Raw genomic sequence first — 14,821 nt, 5'->3', positions numbered from 1 at the left:
CCACCGCGATCCAGATCGCCAAGCATGTCGGCGCCAAGGTCTTCGCCACTGCGGGCTCGGCCGAGAAGTGCAAGTTCTGCGAGGAGCTCGGGGCCGATGCGGCGATCGACTACAAGCAGGCCGACTTCGCCGAGGAGATCAAGCGCCTGACCGATGGGCGCGGCGTCGACGTGATCCTCGACATGATCGGCGCGAGCTACCTCGCCCGCAATCTCAAGTCGCTGGCGCCGGACGGCCGTCTCGTGATGATCGCACTGATGGGCGGCTACAAGGTCGACGGCCTGAACATCACCCCGATCATGCGCAACCGCCTGACCTTCACGGGGTCGACCCTGCGGCCGCGCCTGAAGGCCGACAAGGCCGCGATTGCCGAGGGCTTGCGCAAGGATGTCTGGCCGGAACTGGATGCCGGGCGGATGCGGTCGGTCACGCACGCGACCTTCCCGCTGGAGCAGGCGCAGAAAGCCCACGAGCTGATGGAATCCAGCACCCACCTCGGCAAGATCCTGCTCACCACCGGCCGCTGACCTCAGCGATCAGCAGGAACCCGCCTCGCCGACGCCGCGTTGGCGGCCGGTAACGAAATCGTGTCGCGCGCGTCGCGTTCGGGCGGGAGGAATTGGAAATGGCCGAGAAACTTAACCCACAGGAGAGCCGTCAGGGCGAACGCGGCAAGCCCGTGCTGTGGGTCTTGGTCGGGAGCCTCGTCTTGCTGGCGATCGCGACCGTCGGCCTGCTAACCTGGAACGGAGCGAATTCGCCGAAGGACTACGCCAGCCAGAGCCAGGACGCGTCGCGCCGTGAAGTGACTGGCTCGGTCAACGGCCAGTCCGCTGTCGCATCGCCGTCGAACAGCACGGCAGTCCCTAGCGGCAACCCGTCCTACCCGCAGCCGGCTCAGCCCAACGCGAACGGCGGCGCGGCGAAGTGATTTTTTGATCTGGGGCGGCGCCCGGCGCTGTCCCCCTAGCGATCAATCCGCGTCGGAGCGTCAGCGGGTCGGAATCGGCGTCGGCCCGCGATAGTCGTAAAAGCCGCGCTTGGCCTTCCGGCCGAGCCAGCCGGCTTCGACATACTTCACCAACAGCGGGCAGGGGCGGTACTTCGAATCGGCCAGCCCCTCGTAGAGCACCTGCATCACCGAGAGGCAGGTATCCAGCCCGATGAAATCCGCCAGTTGCAGCGGGCCCATTGGATGGTTCGCGCCGAGCTTCATAGCGGTGTCGATGGACTCGACTGATCCGACACCCTCGTAGAGCGTGTAAATCGCCTCGTTGATCATCGGCAGCAGGATCCGGTTGACGATGAAGGCCGGAAAATCCTCCGACATCGTCGAGATCTTGCCGAGCTTGGCGATAAATGCCTTGGCCGACTCGTAGGTGGAATCTTCCGTTGCGATGCCGCGGATCAGCTCCACCAGCTGCATCACCGGCACCGGGTTCATGAAGTGGATGCCGATAAACCGCTCCGGCCGGTCCGTCGCCGCAGCGAGCCGGGTGATCGAGATCGACGACGTGTTCGTCGCCACGATCGCGTCGGGACGAAGCGACGCGCAGAGGGTGGAGAAAATTTCGCGTTTGGTCGCCTCGTTCTCGGTGGCGGCCTCAATGACGAGATCGGCGGGCCCGAGATCGGCGAAGCCATGGGCCGGCTTGATGCGTGCCCGAATCTCCCGGCTCTCGCCCTCGCCGATGGTTCCCTTCGAGACGAGTCGCGCAAGCCCGCCGTCGATCGACCCGAGCCCGTTCTCGAGGCGAGCCGAATCGCGGTCGTTCAGCAACACGTCGAGACCGGCGGTGGCGCAGACCTGCGCGATGCCGCTCCCCATCTGGCCCGCGCCGATGATGCCGACCCGCTTGATCTCCATGTCCATCTGTCGACCTGTGCCCCCATACGCACGTTGCTGCGCGACTGCCCGACGGGTGAGCTGCGCCAACGCCGCAGCCCGCACGAGAACGGATCGTCTCAGACTTCTAGACCATTCTTGTTCGCAGAAGGAACCCGCGGATACCCGCGTTGCGACAATGCTCGCCCGGTGAACCTAACCGGGCGCGCGATGCTGTTACTGACCCTTCGCCTTGCCAAGCTCGGTGCGCAGATCCGGCACAACTTGGAATAGGTCACCGACGAGCCCGTAATCCGCGACCTGGAAGATCGGCGCGTCCTCGTCCTTGTTGATCGCGACGATGACCTTCGAATCTTTCATGCCCGCAAGGTGCTGGATCGCCCCGGAGATGCCGACCGCGACGTAGAGGTCCGGCGCCACGACCTTGCCAGTCTGTCCGACCTGCCAGTCGTTCGGCGCGTAGCCGGCATCGACCGCCGCACGCGAGGCACCGACCGCGGCACCCAGGGCATCGGCCAACGGCTCGATCAGTTCGTGGAACTTCTCCGAGGAGCCGAGCGAGCGGCCACCGGACACGATGATCCGGGCCGAGGCCAGTTCCGGCCGGTCGGACTTGGCGATTTCCTCGCCCTTGAAGGTCGAGCCGCCGGCCTCAGGCGCCGCCGCGGAGACGGCCTCGACGGGGGCCGCCGCGCCGCCCTCCTCGGCCGCCTTGAACGCCGCGGTACGGACGGTGATCACGGTCTTGCCGGCGGGGATCTGCACGGTCTGGATGGCGTTGCCGGCGTAGATCGGCCGCTCGAACGTGTCGGGCGCTACGACCTTGATGATGTCGGAGACCTGCGCGACGTCGAGCAGGGCGGCCACCCGCGGCAGCACGTTCTTGCCCGTGGTCGAGGCCGAGGCGATGACGATGTCGTAGGGCCCGGCGATCGACGCTATCAGGGCCGCAACCGGCTCGGCGAGATCGTGATCGTAGACCGAATCCTCGGAATTCAGGACCTTCTCGACGCCGTCGAGCTTGCCCGCCGCCTCGGCCACGGCCTTCGAATTGCTGCCCAGCACGAGGGCGTGGACCGGCGCGCCGATACCCTTGGCGGCGGTCAGCGCCTTCAGCGTGCCGTCCTTGATCTGACCGTTGCCGTGCTCGACGAAGAGGAGAGTCGTCATGTGCGCGTGAACCTCGGTTGCAGCTGGCCGCGCTCGACCGTCTCGACGGGAACGCGGCCCAGCTCCGGAAAAGTTAGATGACGCCGGCTTCGACCTTGAGCTTCTGCACGAGTTCGGCCGCGGACCCGACCTTGACGCCGGCCGATCGTCCCGGCGGTTCGGCAGTCTTCAGAACCTTGAGCCGCGGGGTCACGTCGACGCCGAGGCCTTCGGGTGCCAGCTCTTCGAGCGGCTTCTTCTTGGCCTTCATGATGTTGGGCAAGCTCGCATAGCGCGGCTCGTTCAGACGCAGATCGGTCGTGACGATCGCCGGAAGCTTCAGGCTCACGGTCTGGAGCCCGCCATCTACTTCGCGGGTCACCTCGAGGCTGCCGTCGCCGGCCTCGATCTTGTACGCGAAGGTGCCCTGCGGCCAGCCGAGCAGAGCGCCGAGCATCTGGCCGGTCTGGTTCGAATCGTCGTCGATCGCCTGCTTACCGAGGATCACCAGCTGAGGCGTCTCCTTCTCGACCACGGCCTTCAGGAGCTTGGCCACCGCCAACGGCTCGCAATGCACGTCAGTCTTGACCAGGATCGCCCGGTCGGCGCCCATGGCGAGAGCCGTGCGCAGTGTCTCCTGCGCCTGCTGCGGGCCGATCGACACGGCGACGATTTCGGTGACGGTGCCCTTCTCCTTGAGACGGATCGCCTCCTCGACGGCAATCTCGTCGAAGGGGTTCATCGACATCTTGACGTTGGCGAGCTCGACCCCGGAGCCATCGGCTTTCACGCGGATCTTGACGTTGTAGTCCACCACCCGCTTGACGGGCACCAGCACCTTCATGGCGGTCTCGATCCTTCCCCGGGGATTCTTGTCGTCGGACCCGCCTGGCCCTCACGCGTTCGGCGCTCAGGCTGGGCAGGCACGCAAAGCGCGCGGACCGTAACGGCCACATTTCCGCCTTGTCAACGCGGCGTCCGGAAAAGGCTTTGCCGGAGTGATTTGGTTATCGGGGCCGTGTCGACCGGGCGCGTTTCGGGTCAGCGATTAGCGCCCGGCACCCACAGCACGTCATCGGCTCCGTCGGCATTCGCGGTGCGGCTCGCCACGAACAAGAAATCCGAGAGGCGGTTCAGATATTGCATGGCTTCGGGCGAGACCGCCTCACCCTCCCGGTCGGCGAGGCTCACCGCCAGGCGCTCGGCGCGCCGGCAGATGGTGCGGGCGAGATGTAGAGCTGCCGAGGCTGGCGATCCGCCGGGCAGCACGAAGGATTTCAGCGGCGGGATGGTCGCGTTGAGGGCGTCAATATCGCGCTCCAGGCGCTCTACCTGGCTGGCGACGATTCGCAAGGGCTCGTAGGGCAGGGGCTCCGGGCTCGGCGGGGTGGCAAGGTCGGCGCCGAGATCGAACAGGTCGTTCTGGATCGCCCCAAGCATCGCATCGAGGGGCCCTTCGGTGTGCAGACGGACCATGCCGATGCACGCATTGGTCTCGTCGACGGTGCCGTAGGTCTCGACCCGCAGATCGGCCTTCGACCGGCGCTGCCCATCCGCCAGCGCGGTGGTGCCCTTGTCGCCGGTGCGTGTGTAGATCCGGTTGAGCTTGACCAAGAAACCCGCGCCTCGAAGCGCTCGCCGCCGACCGAATACCGGTCCGGCGTCCACGAGCCCGTGAAAAGCAGGGCGTAGAGCCGTTCCGACCGCGGCGCAATTGGGCGGGTTTAGAACGTGTAGCCGAGCTTGCCGCCGAAATTGGTCAGCCCGCGATTGTTCGCGCAGAGGCCGGCATTCGACATGTGCTCGACCGTGGCCATCACGCTCCAATGCTCGGTCAGGCGATAGCCGAGCGCCGCAGCCTCGCGGAACATCGGCGAGCAGCCCAGCGTGTTGAAGCCGTAGGGCGTCTCAGCCTTGGGTCCGGTATAGCCGTTATGGGCGGCACCGCCGAAGAAGCCATCGAGGAAGACCCGGCGGCCCAGAGTCTCGGGGAAGACTTCGACGGTCCAGGTTGCGCCGAGATAGGCGTAGCTGGTCCGGCCGCCGGTGTTGTAGCTGCCGCCTGCCGTCGGGCGCGGCACGAAGGCCTGCCAGAACGGGTCGGCGCTGATCTGTGGCTTGGCGAACAGGATTTCGCCGTTGACATTGGCCTTGCTGAAGCCCGGAAGTTTGCCCTCGGCACTGCCGGGATCCTGCACGGCACCGCCGATCCGCACCTCCGAGACGATGCTGAGCGGTTGGGCGGGCGCCGCGTAGACCGCTGGCAGCGGAGGCGCATCGGCCGCGAAGGCCGGAAGGATCGCCGCACCGATGATGAGGCTGGCAACGCAGGTGCGGAAGGCGACAATCATGGGGCTCGGCCGGTTAGGCTTGGCGATCTGGCTCCGCCGAGCGTAGCACGGGGGCTGCTTGGGCCGGGGCCAATTCATCCCGCTCCTCCGCGAAAGGCGCGCGGTGCGGCGGCTCGGTCACACTGAGGCGTCGCCCCGAGGAATGGCTGCTGACTCCTGCTGCGATCGGGCAGCGCTCAGGCCGAGCGCCACCAGACGACGCCCATGATGACCAGGATCGCCACGAACTGCAGCAGCACCCGCAGGCGCATCAGCTTCTGCGAGAGGTTGGCGCTGCCGCCCCGCATCATGTTGGCGAGGCCGAACAGTAGGATGACGGCGACCGCCGCGCAGGCAGCGAAGACGAGCAGGTTAGACGACATGACGACGGGGATCCAAACCCGACGGGCACCGTGATCCGGCGCGCCGCCGCTAGACGAGACGATGGGCGTTTGACGCGCCGTCACGGAAAGACCGGTTCGGCGCCTATGGGTGTGTCACGAGGTCGAGATAGGACGCACGCTCAGTTGCGCCGGAGCAGGCGCTCGAAATAGTCGAGTTCCTCCCGCGGCCTTGTAGGGTCGCCGAGCTTGCGCCGCAGCTCTTCCATGATCCGGCGGGCGCGCTGGACGGCAGATTCGTCGGCGGTCGGGACCCGGACGCGGCCGTCGCTCATGTCGCGGCCCTTGGTCGGGCGCCCGAGCGGGTCGTCGTCGCGAGCACCCGCCTGGCCTTGCTGCCCCGGCTGCTGGCCACCCTCCTGCTGGCCTTCGCCCTGGCCCTCGGCCATGTCCTGCATCTGCTGCGCCATGCCCTCGGCGCCCTTCTGGAGTCCTTCGAGCGCGCGACCCTGAGCGTCGACGGCCTCGTCGGCATCGCCTTGCTTCAGGGCGTTCTCGGCCTCGCGCATGGCGTCCTCCGCGTCGGAAAGACCCTGTTCGCCGCGCATGCCGTTTTCCTTCATGCGCTGCTCCAAATCCTCCAGCCGCTGGCGCAGCGCCTGCTGGCGATCGCCGACATTCCCCTGCTCGCCCTGGCCCTGCTGTCCCTGGCCCTGCTGGCCTTGGCCCTGTTGGCCTTGGCCTTTCTGACCCTGACCCTGCTGCCCCTGACTTTGCTTGCCCTGACCCTGCTGTCCGCGGTTGCCCTGCTGCTGACCGCGATTCGACGGCCGTTGCTGGCCGCTGGAGGGTGCCTGCCCGTCCTTGAAGGTCTCGTCGCGGAGGCCCTGCTGCTCGCGCGCCATGGCGTCGAGGTCGCGCATCTGCTTCTGCATCTCGCGGCTGGCCTGATCGGATTTCCCGCCCTTCTCCGCGGTTTGCAGGTTCTCCAAGATGTTGCGCAGCTGTTCCATCAGGCGCTGCGCTTCGGCCGTGTCGCCGCGCTTCATTGCCTCGGCCATGTCCTGGATCATCTTGTCGAGATCTTCGGGCGTGACCGTCTTGGACTGCTGGTTGTTCCGACCGTTGTCGCTCGGATCGCGAGGCTGGCGGCTCTGCTTCTCCGCCATCTGCGACAGAAACTTGTCGAGGGCCTGCTTGAGGTCTTGCGTCAGGCGCTTGATCTCATCGTCGGGGGCGCTGCGCTCGATCGCCTCTTTCAGGCGGTCCTGCGCCTGCCGAAGCTGCTTCTCGGCATCCGACAGGTCGCCGTCCTCGATCTTCAGGGCCATCTCCCACAGGAGATCTGCGACATCGATCAGGTCGGCATCGGTCTTCGCCCGTCGCAGGCGCTCCGTCGCTGTCTTCAAGCCGAGGAAGACCGCGGGCTGCGGCGTGAACAGGTCTGGCGCGACGAGCAGCGCGTCGAGGGCGCCCTGCACCCAGAGACGGTCGGAATCAGGCGCCGTGACGAGGCGGCGGCGATCCTCGGCGAGCGCCCGCGCCAGGGGATCGCGGAACGGCCGGGCCGGGAGCGTGATCTCGGCAGGCGCCGTGCGCCCCTCCTGGCCGGCTTCGTCCTTGACAACAATCTGGTAGCGCACCCGCGCGCCGGACCATGGGCTGTCGGTGAGGTCGACCAGTGTCTTGATGTCGGTCTCGCCCGAGGCGTCGGCCGGCAGCGCCAGGTTGATCCGCGGGATCGGCGCCAGCGAGCGACCGGCTTTCAGAGGTTCGATCACACCCTCGGCGGAACTGATCCCGTAATCGTCCTTGGCGCGATAGGTGAGGTTGAAGGTGCCGCGGCCGTTGACCTCCGGGCCGCCCACAGCGGTCACCTCGGGCGGCCGGTCTGGGATCGCCTCGACGGTCAGGCGCTGGCGCCCGGCCGGGGTGACGATGACCAGCTCGGCGCCGCCGGCGATGCGGTAGCGCTCCTCGCGCAGATCCGGCCGCTCCTCTTGCCCGGGGATTGGGATGAGCCCGGCATTCGGCGTCAGGGTGGTGTTTGCCGCCGCCTTGCCCTGACCGGCGATCCGCACGATCAGCTGCGCGTTGATCGGTGCGCGCAGGTGCTGATCGCTGCCATCCATGGCGATCAGGAGCGGCGGCAGCCTCGTGTAGAGCGGCGGATCGATCCAGCCGTCGACGCGGAAATTCGGCCCCGGGGCGACCGGCTCGTGCCAGTCGAATGCGGCTCCGATCCGCTCGCGCCATTCGGGGCCGGCCACGAACAGGCTGGCGACCGCCGCGACCACGATCCCGGCCCGCAGGGCGTAGGGATCTCGCCGGGTCATGCCGGGGCGCGGCAACCCGACCTTAAGGGAAGCGACCGCTTGGGCGGCCCGGCGCTGATGCAGGGCCCAAAGGGTCCGACTGCCCGGATCCGCGGCGCCGACCGCCAGCGAATCCTGCGCCGCCGAGGCCGGACCGTGGCGCAGGGCCGGATCGCGAGCGGCCGCCTCTCGATCGAGCCTGGCCAGGGCGACCCGGCGATCCGGCCGCGCGAGATGCACCAAGGGCAGGAGCGCGACGACCAGCAGGAGGGCCAGAACGGCGAGGCCGATCTGCCGCCAGAGCGGCGCGAGATCGAGCCACAGGCCGCCCCAGGACAGAACGAGGAACAGCAGCAGGACGCCGAGCCCGCGCCACACCACCGGCCAAGCCTGTTCCCACAGGGAAGCCGCCCGGGCCTGGGCCACGAGCCGGTCGAGGCGAGCGGCAACCGCCTGTCCCGTCCCGGTGCCGGGCGTGCTGTCGAAGCCGTCCCTGTCGTTCACGCCGACCGTTCCGCCTACGCCAAAGGATTAGATCGCAGCCAACCGGGGAGATCCGTGGCTCCGACAACCAGAGGCTAGCATGGTGGGCCGCGCCGGTCGGCGGGTCAAATCGGCGCGATGTTGCGTGCCCTGCCGTTCGCTACGCGGCCGCCTTGGTCGCCACCAACATGTTGCCGCAGGCGAGTTCCGAAAACGCCTCTGGCGGAAGCGCGTTCAGGAACTTCCACCACAGGGGATTCTGCTGATCCATCGCGACCAGGTCGCTAACCGTCATGCACGCGAATTCGTGGCGCAGCCGCGGGTCGGTGAGATGATGGGCGAAGCGTCCAAGGATCCACTGGATCGTGTAAGCCGCCGTCTGGTGGGCGCCCGTAAAAGACATGTCGGTCTTGAAGCCGTTGTCCTCGAAGAGGCTGACCAATCCCTCGCGGGTCGCGTTGAAGTAGTGCGACGGATAGCCATGAACCGGCTGAAGAAACGGCCAATCAATGAAAACTTGGCCGCCCGGCTTGAGCATACGCGCGATTTCCTGGACGACAAGCCAGGGCTTGCGCGTGTGCTCAAGAACAGCGAAACAGCCGATCCCGGCGAGTGTGCCCGATCGGATCGGGTAAAGACAGTTCGGCTCGACGATCAGGTCTGCCGAACGCGAGGGATAAACTTCGAGATAAAGACAGTTCTCGAAGGTGCGTTCGCGATAGCCACAGCCCAGATCGAGAAACAACTCGTCGGGACAAGCTTGAACGAGATTCACGAACATTTCGACTTCGTGATTGGCGCTCTCGGAGTCATAATCGCGTAGATCGAAATGTCGATCCGTAGTGAATATTGGAAACGTTCCGCCGGGATCCCGATCAAATGGCGCTTGTAGAGCGGTTCGGAAGCGCTCGTATTTCGCTCTGCGCGATGTGCGCATGACGACACGTCCTCTCTTTGCGCGCCGAAAAAAGACGCCCCGAGGAGGTGGCTAATCAATGAAGGCTGCTCAGAGCTTGCGTCCCACTTAAAAGACCTGGCGCATCAGTCAGGTCTGTAGGAACCAACGAGTTGGGCTAACACGTGCTTGGTCTGGTGATGTCGACCTTCAGTTATGCGCCTGGATGAAGTTGCGCACCTGCGGGTAGATCTGTGTCTCCCAGCGCTTTCCGGCGAAGACGCCGTAATGGCCGACGCCGGCCTGGAGGTGGTGCGTCCGCATGTACGGGGCGAGCCCGGTACAGAGGTCGTGAGCCGCCATGGTCTGGCCGGGCGCGCAGATGTCGTCGCGCTCGCCTTCCACGGTCATCAGCGCCGTGCGTCGGATCGATCCCAGATCGATCGGCTCGCCGCGATAGCTCAGCTCGTTCTTGGCAAGGGAATAATCCTGGAACACGGTCTTGACCGTCTCCAGGTAGAACTCGGCCGCGAGGTCGAGGACGGCGAAATACTCGTCGTAGAACGTCTCGATCGCCTCGGCCTTGGCCTCCTCGCCGTTGGCCATGTGCCAGAACAAGTCGTTATGGCCCTGGATGTGGCGCTTGGTGTTCATCGACATGAATGCAGAGACCTGCACGAAGCCCGGATAGACCTTGCGGCCGGCACCCTTGTGTCGGGCCGGGACTGTGGCGATCAGGTTCTTCTCGAACCACTCGATCGGCTTCGAGGTCGCGAGCTCGTTCACGCCGGTCGGGTTGATCCGGCAATCCACCGGGCCGGCCATAAGGGTCATGCTGCGCGGGGCCGCGGCGTCCTTGGCTTGCGCCATCGCGGCGACGGCGACGAGCGCCTGCACGGTCGGCTGGCAGACGGCGACCACGTGCGAACCCTCGCCTATGGTCTGAAGGAATTGGATCAGGTGGGCGACGTACTCGTCGAAGCCGAAACGGCCCGCCGACAGGGGGATGTCCCGGGCGTTGTGCCAGTCGGTGATGTACACGTCATGGTCGGGAAGCATCGTGCGCACGGTCGCGCGCAGCAGCGTGGCGAAATGGCCCGACAGCGGCGCGACCATCAGCACCTTGGGCTGCTCGGTGTGGATGTCTTTCTTGAAGTGCAGCAGTGTGCCGAACGGCGTGACCGTGACCGCTTCCTCGCTGACCGGCACGCTCCGGTTACCGACGGTGACCGTGTCGATCCCGTAGGCGGGCCGCGCGAAGGTCAGGCCGGCGCGCATCATCATGCGGGCATTGGCGGACATCCACCGGGCTGGCTCGCTCCAGCGGATCCAGGGCGACCACGCGTCGTTCAACATCCGACCCCAGGCCCGGGTTTGGGCGGCGAGGTCGGTCTGCAGGTCGAACGCATCGTACAACATCGGGCGGGCACTCGCGGGCGCCCGGCCCGGCACGCGGGCGATCGGGACGGCAAACTTGGGCGGATGCCGGGAGGGGAGATGCATCAGCATGGCCGGGCAGGATGGGTCGGCGGCCGTGAGGCCGCAACTGTCCAAAAGGTGGAGGCCCACAGGAAAGCGAGGGTCGTGTCTTTGATGCATCAATTCTAAACGCGGACGGCACCACGCGGTCGGTGCCGGGTCGGGCAGGGTTCCAGTGAAACATCCTGCCCCAGGGGACGGTCTGCCCGCTTCATGAGGCGCGGCGGACGATCGAGCCGGGCTGGCCCTCGGACCGGCGATGCTCGCAGGCGATCTTGAGGTACCGGTCGCCGCCGCCGGGCAGGCCCGCCTGGGCCGCCATGGCCTGCGCGTGCATCAGACACTCCATCGGCGAGTGCGCCGGCGCGATCATGATGTCGAGGGCGGTATCGCGGGAGCAATCCTGCGCCAGCAGGGTACCGGCACAGACCAGGGCAACGGACAGCAATTCGGACATGACGGACCTCGGCATCAATGGATCGAAAGGTCCGCGGGGTGCTCTGGCGTCCGAGCCGCCGCGTTGTCGTTGCCTGGGTGTTTCCTCGCCTGTTCCGAAGATTCAAAGCATGCGGCGTGCCAGCCGCCTCGAATATTGCAAACGACGTTGATGTCGACGAGTCAGTCCCGTGTCGAAAGCCACTGCGTCTCCGGCTCGACCGCCGGGAGAAGAGCCGCGACATCGTCCAGATCGACGACGTAATGGTCGGTGAGCACCTGCCACATCTCCGCCGACGAGCTGACCTGCGGCCGGAGGCCGTCGAGGGCCCGGGCGAGCAGAGCCGCATGGACGAGTTTCGGGCGTGCCAGGAGCGGATCGGCGTTCAGCATCGGTATCGACCCCGTTTCGATGCCGGCACTCTCCGCCTTGTGTGGTTAATGATCGGTTACGAGTCCGTGCGAAACCTTCGCGTCATCTTGAGCCTATCAATTAAAGCCTACGAGCCTGAGACATTCATCGGCCGGCGTTGTTCTGACGTGTCCCCAGCCCGAAAGATTCTTGTCTTCGTGCTCGCCGTGCCGAGAAAGCGTTTCATCGCGGGCCGCAACCGGGGCCGATCGGTCCGGTTCACAAGCCCGACACCATCCCTTATCAGGCGGGAGAGATCGAGACGGTCCCGGCGGAAGGGGGATACGCCGCCCCTCCGCGTTGCGGCGCGGGCTCGTCCGACCGGTATCGCTCTCGAGCCGAACCCGATCGCGTCGCGACCGGGTTCGGCTCCAAGTCCTTGATAGAATGCGCTCGCCGGCGCCGAACCCGGTCTCCACTTCGGCGGCGAGCGCTCCAGGCCTAACGTGCGAGCGGAACATCATGGACGCCACACCTGAAGCGATCGGCCCGGCGCAGGGGCCGGCCACCCGGTTCGTGCTCGCCTCCGGCTCGCCGCGCCGCCTGGCGCTGCTGCAGCAGATCGGCATCGAGCCGGATTCGCTTCTGCCCGCCGACATCGACGAGACGCCGCGCAAGGCCGAGCCGCCGCGCGAGTTGGCCCGGCGCCTCGCACGCACCAAGCTCTCGGCCGCGGAGGCTGCGCTCCACCATCAGGACCGTAAGGTGCCGACTTGGCTCCTCGCGGCCGACACGGTGGTGGCGGTCGGCCGCCGCGTCCTCCCCAAGGCCGAGGGGCCGGACGAGGCCGCCGATTGCCTGCGCCTCCTTTCCGGACGGCCGCATAGGGTGTTCACGGCGATCTGCCTGATGTCGCCGAACGGACGGCGGGAGCGGATCGTCGAGACCCGCGTGCGCTTCAAGCGTCTCTCCGGCCGCGACATCCAGGGCTATCTCGCCTCGGGCGAGTGGCGCGGGAAGGCGGGCGGCTACGCGATCCAGGGCCTGGCCGGCGCTTTCGTGGTGAAGCTGGTCGGCTCGTATAGCGCCGTGGTCGGCCTGCCGCTTTACGAGACCATGAGCCTGCTCGACGGCGAGGGCTATCCGGTCCGGGCCGCCTGGGGCAGCCTCGCATGATGGAGTTGCCTATTCGCCGAGAGCGTCGCCCGGCCTGCCCGATCTGTCGGCGCCCCGAGGTGGAAGAATTCCGCCCATTCTGCTCGCAGCGCTGCGCCGATGTCGATCTCGGCCGCTGGCTGAACGAGCGCTATGCGATTCCCGAGGACCTCGATCCCGACGCGCCACCGCCGGAGCCCGATCCGGAGCGCTGAAATTTTTCCGGCATCCGCGTCACGCCGATGTCACGGCAAGGCTGGACAAGCCCCAAACGCCTGACTATACCCCGCGGCGTCCGGGGCCCACGGTGGCGCGGGCGACGCCCAGGTAGCTCAGTTGGTAGAGCATGCGACTGAAAATCGCAGTGTCGGTGGTTCGATTCCGCCCCTGGGCACCATCCTCCCGCTGAGCGGGAGATGGTGCTGATAAAACCTCTCCGACGCAGCTTTGAGCCTTGCGGCCCGTGACGGCCGATGGTGGGCCTTGAGGTCGATCCAGCGCTCCTAGCGACTCACCGTCGAGCGTGGTGCCGTCCCGATCATCCGCTCCAGAACCTGCAGCTTGAGCGCAGTCCGTCGGCTGGCTGCCCTGTCGATCGTGCCTGGCCACGTCTGCCTGGAATTCCACGGCTCGCAACAGGCCTCGCTCGCAGGCCATTCTGCAGCCACGTACCGATCCCAATCCAGCGACGTTCCTCGCTGAGAGCGTCGGCGCTCGAAAATGCTGATCACCGGCGCAGTCAAATTTTTTGGTATACCAAGCTGGTGGCATCCCAGAACAAGCTTCGCTACGCTGCCGGGCACAGGGCCGGACCCGGCTTGCGGAAAGCCTGAACCCGTACGCCATACGGGCTCGCCCCGGCATACGACAAAGACATAGCTTGGGAGTGGAAGCATGCCGCGCAACATCCTGATCCTGGGAGCCTCGTACGGCTCCCTGCTGGCGACCAAGCTGCTGATGGCCGGGCACAACGTGACGCTGGTCTGCCGCCGGAAGACCGCCGATTTGATCAATCAGGATGGGACCGAAGTCCGCATCAAGCTGCGGGATGAGCCGAACCACCGCGCGATCCAGTCGCGCGACCTGCCCGGCACCCTGGACGCCGCCCCGCCGGAAGAGATCGACCCATCACGCTACGACCTGGTCGGCCTCGCCATGCAGGAGCCGCAATACAACAACCACACGATCCGGGTCCTGATGATCAAGATCGCGGCGGCCAAGCTACCGTGCCTCTCGATCATGAACATGCCACCCCTGCCGTATCTGAAGCGAATTCCGGCCCTGGCCGCGATGGACCTTGAGGACGCCTACACCAATGCCGGCGTCTGGGATCGCTTCGAGCCGGGCCTCGTCTCCCTCTGCTCCCCCGATCCGCAGGCATTCCGTCCGCCGGACGAGGGCGCGAACGTTCTTCATGTCGGACTGCCCACCAACTTCAAGGCCGCGACCTTCGCCGACGAGGCTCACAACCGGCTGCTGCGCGAACTGGAGGCCGATATCGACGCCGTGCGTCTCGACGGCCAAGACGTCCCGGTGAAGCTCAAGGTGTTCGACTCGCTGTTCGTCCCGCTGGCGAAATGGTCGATGCTGCTCACCGGCAACTACCGCTGCATCACCCCCCAGGAGCCGCAATCGATCCGCGACGCGGTGCATGGCGATCTCGCCAAGTCCCGCGCGATCTACGAGCACGTCGACGGCATCGCCCGAAAGCTGGGCGCAGACCCACAGGATCAGGTGCCGTTCGAGAAATACGCCAAGGCCGCCGAGAGCCTGCTCAAGCCGTCCTCGGCCGCCCGGGCGGTGGCGAACGGCACACCGTTCATCGAGCGCGTCGACCTGCTGGTGAAGCTGATCTCGCACCAGCTCGGCACCCCCGATGCCGAGATCGACCGCACGGTCCAGATCGTCGACCGGAAGCTCGATGAGCGGGTGATCGAGGGATGACCGGGCCCAGCGCCGCGCGCGCGAAGCACGTCCGGCGCCACCAGGGCCGCGCGAAGGTTTGCCGGGTACGGTTGTAGCCGGCGCCCGGCCCAGGTAG

Annotated in this window: 16 protein-coding genes and 1 tRNA gene; 6 read left to right on the top strand and 11 right to left on the bottom strand. The window is 66.5% G+C overall.

Translation table 11 applies throughout. The annotated features are described in order from the left end of the window. Both MKL11_RS19770 and MKL11_RS19765 read left to right on the top strand, forming a co-directional pair. Positions 1-527: zinc-binding dehydrogenase (locus MKL11_RS19770; RefSeq protein ID WP_243946600.1), on the top strand; the 527-nt coding region annotated here is incomplete at its 5' end. A gap of 98 nt (positions 528-625) precedes the next feature. Continuing rightward, positions 626-931, top strand: a complete 306-nt coding sequence (locus MKL11_RS19765) for a hypothetical protein (protein WP_243946598.1) — start codon at positions 626-628, stop codon at positions 929-931. Positions 932-991: 60 nt separating this feature from the next. Here the strand turns inward: MKL11_RS19765 and MKL11_RS19760 are convergent, their stop codons facing one another. From MKL11_RS19760 to MKL11_RS19710, 11 genes are all read right to left on the bottom strand, one after another. Next, positions 992-1,873 carry a 3-hydroxybutyryl-CoA dehydrogenase gene (locus MKL11_RS19760; protein WP_243946614.1) on the bottom strand — a complete coding sequence of 294 codons (882 nt, stop codon included), beginning with the start codon at positions 1,871-1,873 and terminating at the stop codon, positions 992-994. Between the two features lie 189 nt (positions 1,874-2,062). After that, a complete protein-coding gene (locus MKL11_RS19755; RefSeq protein ID WP_243946596.1) occupies positions 2,063-3,016 on the bottom strand; it encodes an electron transfer flavoprotein subunit alpha/FixB family protein in 954 nt (317 codons plus the stop codon). A gap of 73 nt (positions 3,017-3,089) precedes the next feature. After that, entirely contained in the window at positions 3,090-3,839 is a 750-nt protein-coding gene (locus MKL11_RS19750) for an electron transfer flavoprotein subunit beta/FixA family protein (RefSeq protein ID WP_243946594.1), read from the bottom strand. A gap of 197 nt (positions 3,840-4,036) precedes the next feature. Next, entirely contained in the window at positions 4,037-4,609 is a 573-nt protein-coding gene (locus MKL11_RS19745; protein WP_243946592.1) for a cob(I)yrinic acid a,c-diamide adenosyltransferase, read from the bottom strand. Positions 4,610-4,719: 110 nt separating this feature from the next. Further along, positions 4,720-5,346 (bottom strand): acyloxyacyl hydrolase, encoded by a 627-nt coding sequence (locus MKL11_RS19740; protein ID WP_243946590.1) that lies wholly within the window; start codon positions 5,344-5,346, stop codon positions 4,720-4,722. Between the two features lie 176 nt (positions 5,347-5,522). Then, entirely contained in the window at positions 5,523-5,708 is a 186-nt protein-coding gene (locus MKL11_RS19735) for a twin transmembrane helix small protein (RefSeq protein ID WP_243946588.1), read from the bottom strand. A 140-nt stretch (positions 5,709-5,848) separates the two neighbouring features. Further along, positions 5,849-8,485, bottom strand: a complete 2,637-nt coding sequence (locus tag MKL11_RS19730) for a TIGR02302 family protein (protein ID WP_243946586.1) — start codon at positions 8,483-8,485, stop codon at positions 5,849-5,851. Positions 8,486-8,624: 139 nt separating this feature from the next. Next, positions 8,625-9,401 carry a class I SAM-dependent methyltransferase gene (locus tag MKL11_RS19725; protein ID WP_243946584.1) on the bottom strand — a complete coding sequence of 259 codons (777 nt, stop codon included), beginning with the start codon at positions 9,399-9,401 and terminating at the stop codon, positions 8,625-8,627. Positions 9,402-9,569: 168 nt separating this feature from the next. Next, complete coding sequence (locus tag MKL11_RS19720; RefSeq protein WP_243946582.1) at positions 9,570-10,778, bottom strand: polyhydroxyalkanoate depolymerase; 1,209 nt, start codon at positions 10,776-10,778, stop codon at positions 9,570-9,572. A gap of 271 nt (positions 10,779-11,049) precedes the next feature. Beyond that, positions 11,050-11,295, bottom strand: a complete 246-nt coding sequence (locus MKL11_RS19715; protein ID WP_243946580.1) for a hypothetical protein — start codon at positions 11,293-11,295, stop codon at positions 11,050-11,052. A 161-nt stretch (positions 11,296-11,456) separates the two neighbouring features. Then, on the bottom strand, positions 11,457-11,666 hold the full coding sequence (locus MKL11_RS19710) for a hypothetical protein (RefSeq protein ID WP_243946578.1): 210 nt from the start codon (positions 11,664-11,666) through the stop codon (positions 11,457-11,459). A gap of 481 nt (positions 11,667-12,147) precedes the next feature. On the opposite strand from MKL11_RS19710, the gene MKL11_RS19705 reads away from it, so the two are divergent. From MKL11_RS19705 to MKL11_RS19690, 4 genes are all read left to right on the top strand, one after another. Beyond that, positions 12,148-12,801, top strand: coding sequence for a Maf-like protein (locus tag MKL11_RS19705; protein WP_243946576.1), 654 nt, complete (start codon positions 12,148-12,150; stop codon positions 12,799-12,801). Positions 12,802-12,812: 11 nt separating this feature from the next. Next, positions 12,813-12,995 carry a DNA gyrase inhibitor YacG gene (locus tag MKL11_RS19700; RefSeq protein WP_409565882.1) on the top strand — a complete coding sequence of 61 codons (183 nt, stop codon included), beginning with the start codon at positions 12,813-12,815 and terminating at the stop codon, positions 12,993-12,995. A 106-nt stretch (positions 12,996-13,101) separates the two neighbouring features. Then, positions 13,102-13,177, top strand: a tRNA-Phe gene (locus tag MKL11_RS19695). Between the two features lie 497 nt (positions 13,178-13,674). Further along, positions 13,675-14,724 carry a ketopantoate reductase family protein gene (locus MKL11_RS19690; protein WP_243946571.1) on the top strand — a complete coding sequence of 350 codons (1,050 nt, stop codon included), beginning with the start codon at positions 13,675-13,677 and terminating at the stop codon, positions 14,722-14,724. Positions 14,725-14,821: the final 97 nt, after the last annotated feature.

This window comes from Methylobacterium sp. J-077, from assembly GCF_022829365.1.
Lineage (GTDB): Bacteria > Pseudomonadota > Alphaproteobacteria > Rhizobiales > Beijerinckiaceae > Methylobacterium.
This window is presented reverse-complemented; position numbering and strand designations above follow the sequence as displayed.

What these genes read in the sequence shown, in the direction of transcription:
- MKL11_RS19760 (WP_243946614.1), bottom strand. Translation starts at nt 1,873, where the DNA reads ATGGACATGGAGATCAAGCGGGTCGGCATCATCGGCGCGGGCCAGATG.
- MKL11_RS19740 (WP_243946590.1), bottom strand. Translation starts at nt 5,346, where the DNA reads ATGATTGTCGCCTTCCGCACCTGCGTTGCCAGCCTCATCATCGGTGCG.
- MKL11_RS19755 (WP_243946596.1), bottom strand. Translation starts at nt 3,016, where the DNA reads ATGACGACTCTCCTCTTCGTCGAGCACGGCAACGGTCAGATCAAGGAC.
- MKL11_RS19765 (WP_243946598.1), top strand. Translation starts at nt 626, where the DNA reads ATGGCCGAGAAACTTAACCCACAGGAGAGCCGTCAGGGCGAACGCGGC.
- MKL11_RS19750 (WP_243946594.1), bottom strand. Translation starts at nt 3,839, where the DNA reads ATGAAGGTGCTGGTGCCCGTCAAGCGGGTGGTGGACTACAACGTCAAG.
- MKL11_RS19720 (WP_243946582.1), bottom strand. Translation starts at nt 10,778, where the DNA reads ATGTTGTACGATGCGTTCGACCTGCAGACCGACCTCGCCGCCCAAACC.
- MKL11_RS19690 (WP_243946571.1), top strand. Translation starts at nt 13,675, where the DNA reads ATGCCGCGCAACATCCTGATCCTGGGAGCCTCGTACGGCTCCCTGCTG.
- MKL11_RS19705 (WP_243946576.1), top strand. Translation starts at nt 12,148, where the DNA reads ATGGACGCCACACCTGAAGCGATCGGCCCGGCGCAGGGGCCGGCCACC.
- MKL11_RS19710 (WP_243946578.1), bottom strand. Translation starts at nt 11,666, where the DNA reads ATGCTGAACGCCGATCCGCTCCTGGCACGCCCGAAACTCGTCCATGCG.
- MKL11_RS19725 (WP_243946584.1), bottom strand. Translation starts at nt 9,401, where the DNA reads ATGCGCACATCGCGCAGAGCGAAATACGAGCGCTTCCGAACCGCTCTA.
- MKL11_RS19735 (WP_243946588.1), bottom strand. Translation starts at nt 5,708, where the DNA reads ATGTCGTCTAACCTGCTCGTCTTCGCTGCCTGCGCGGCGGTCGCCGTC.
- MKL11_RS19715 (WP_243946580.1), bottom strand. Translation starts at nt 11,295, where the DNA reads ATGTCCGAATTGCTGTCCGTTGCCCTGGTCTGTGCCGGTACCCTGCTG.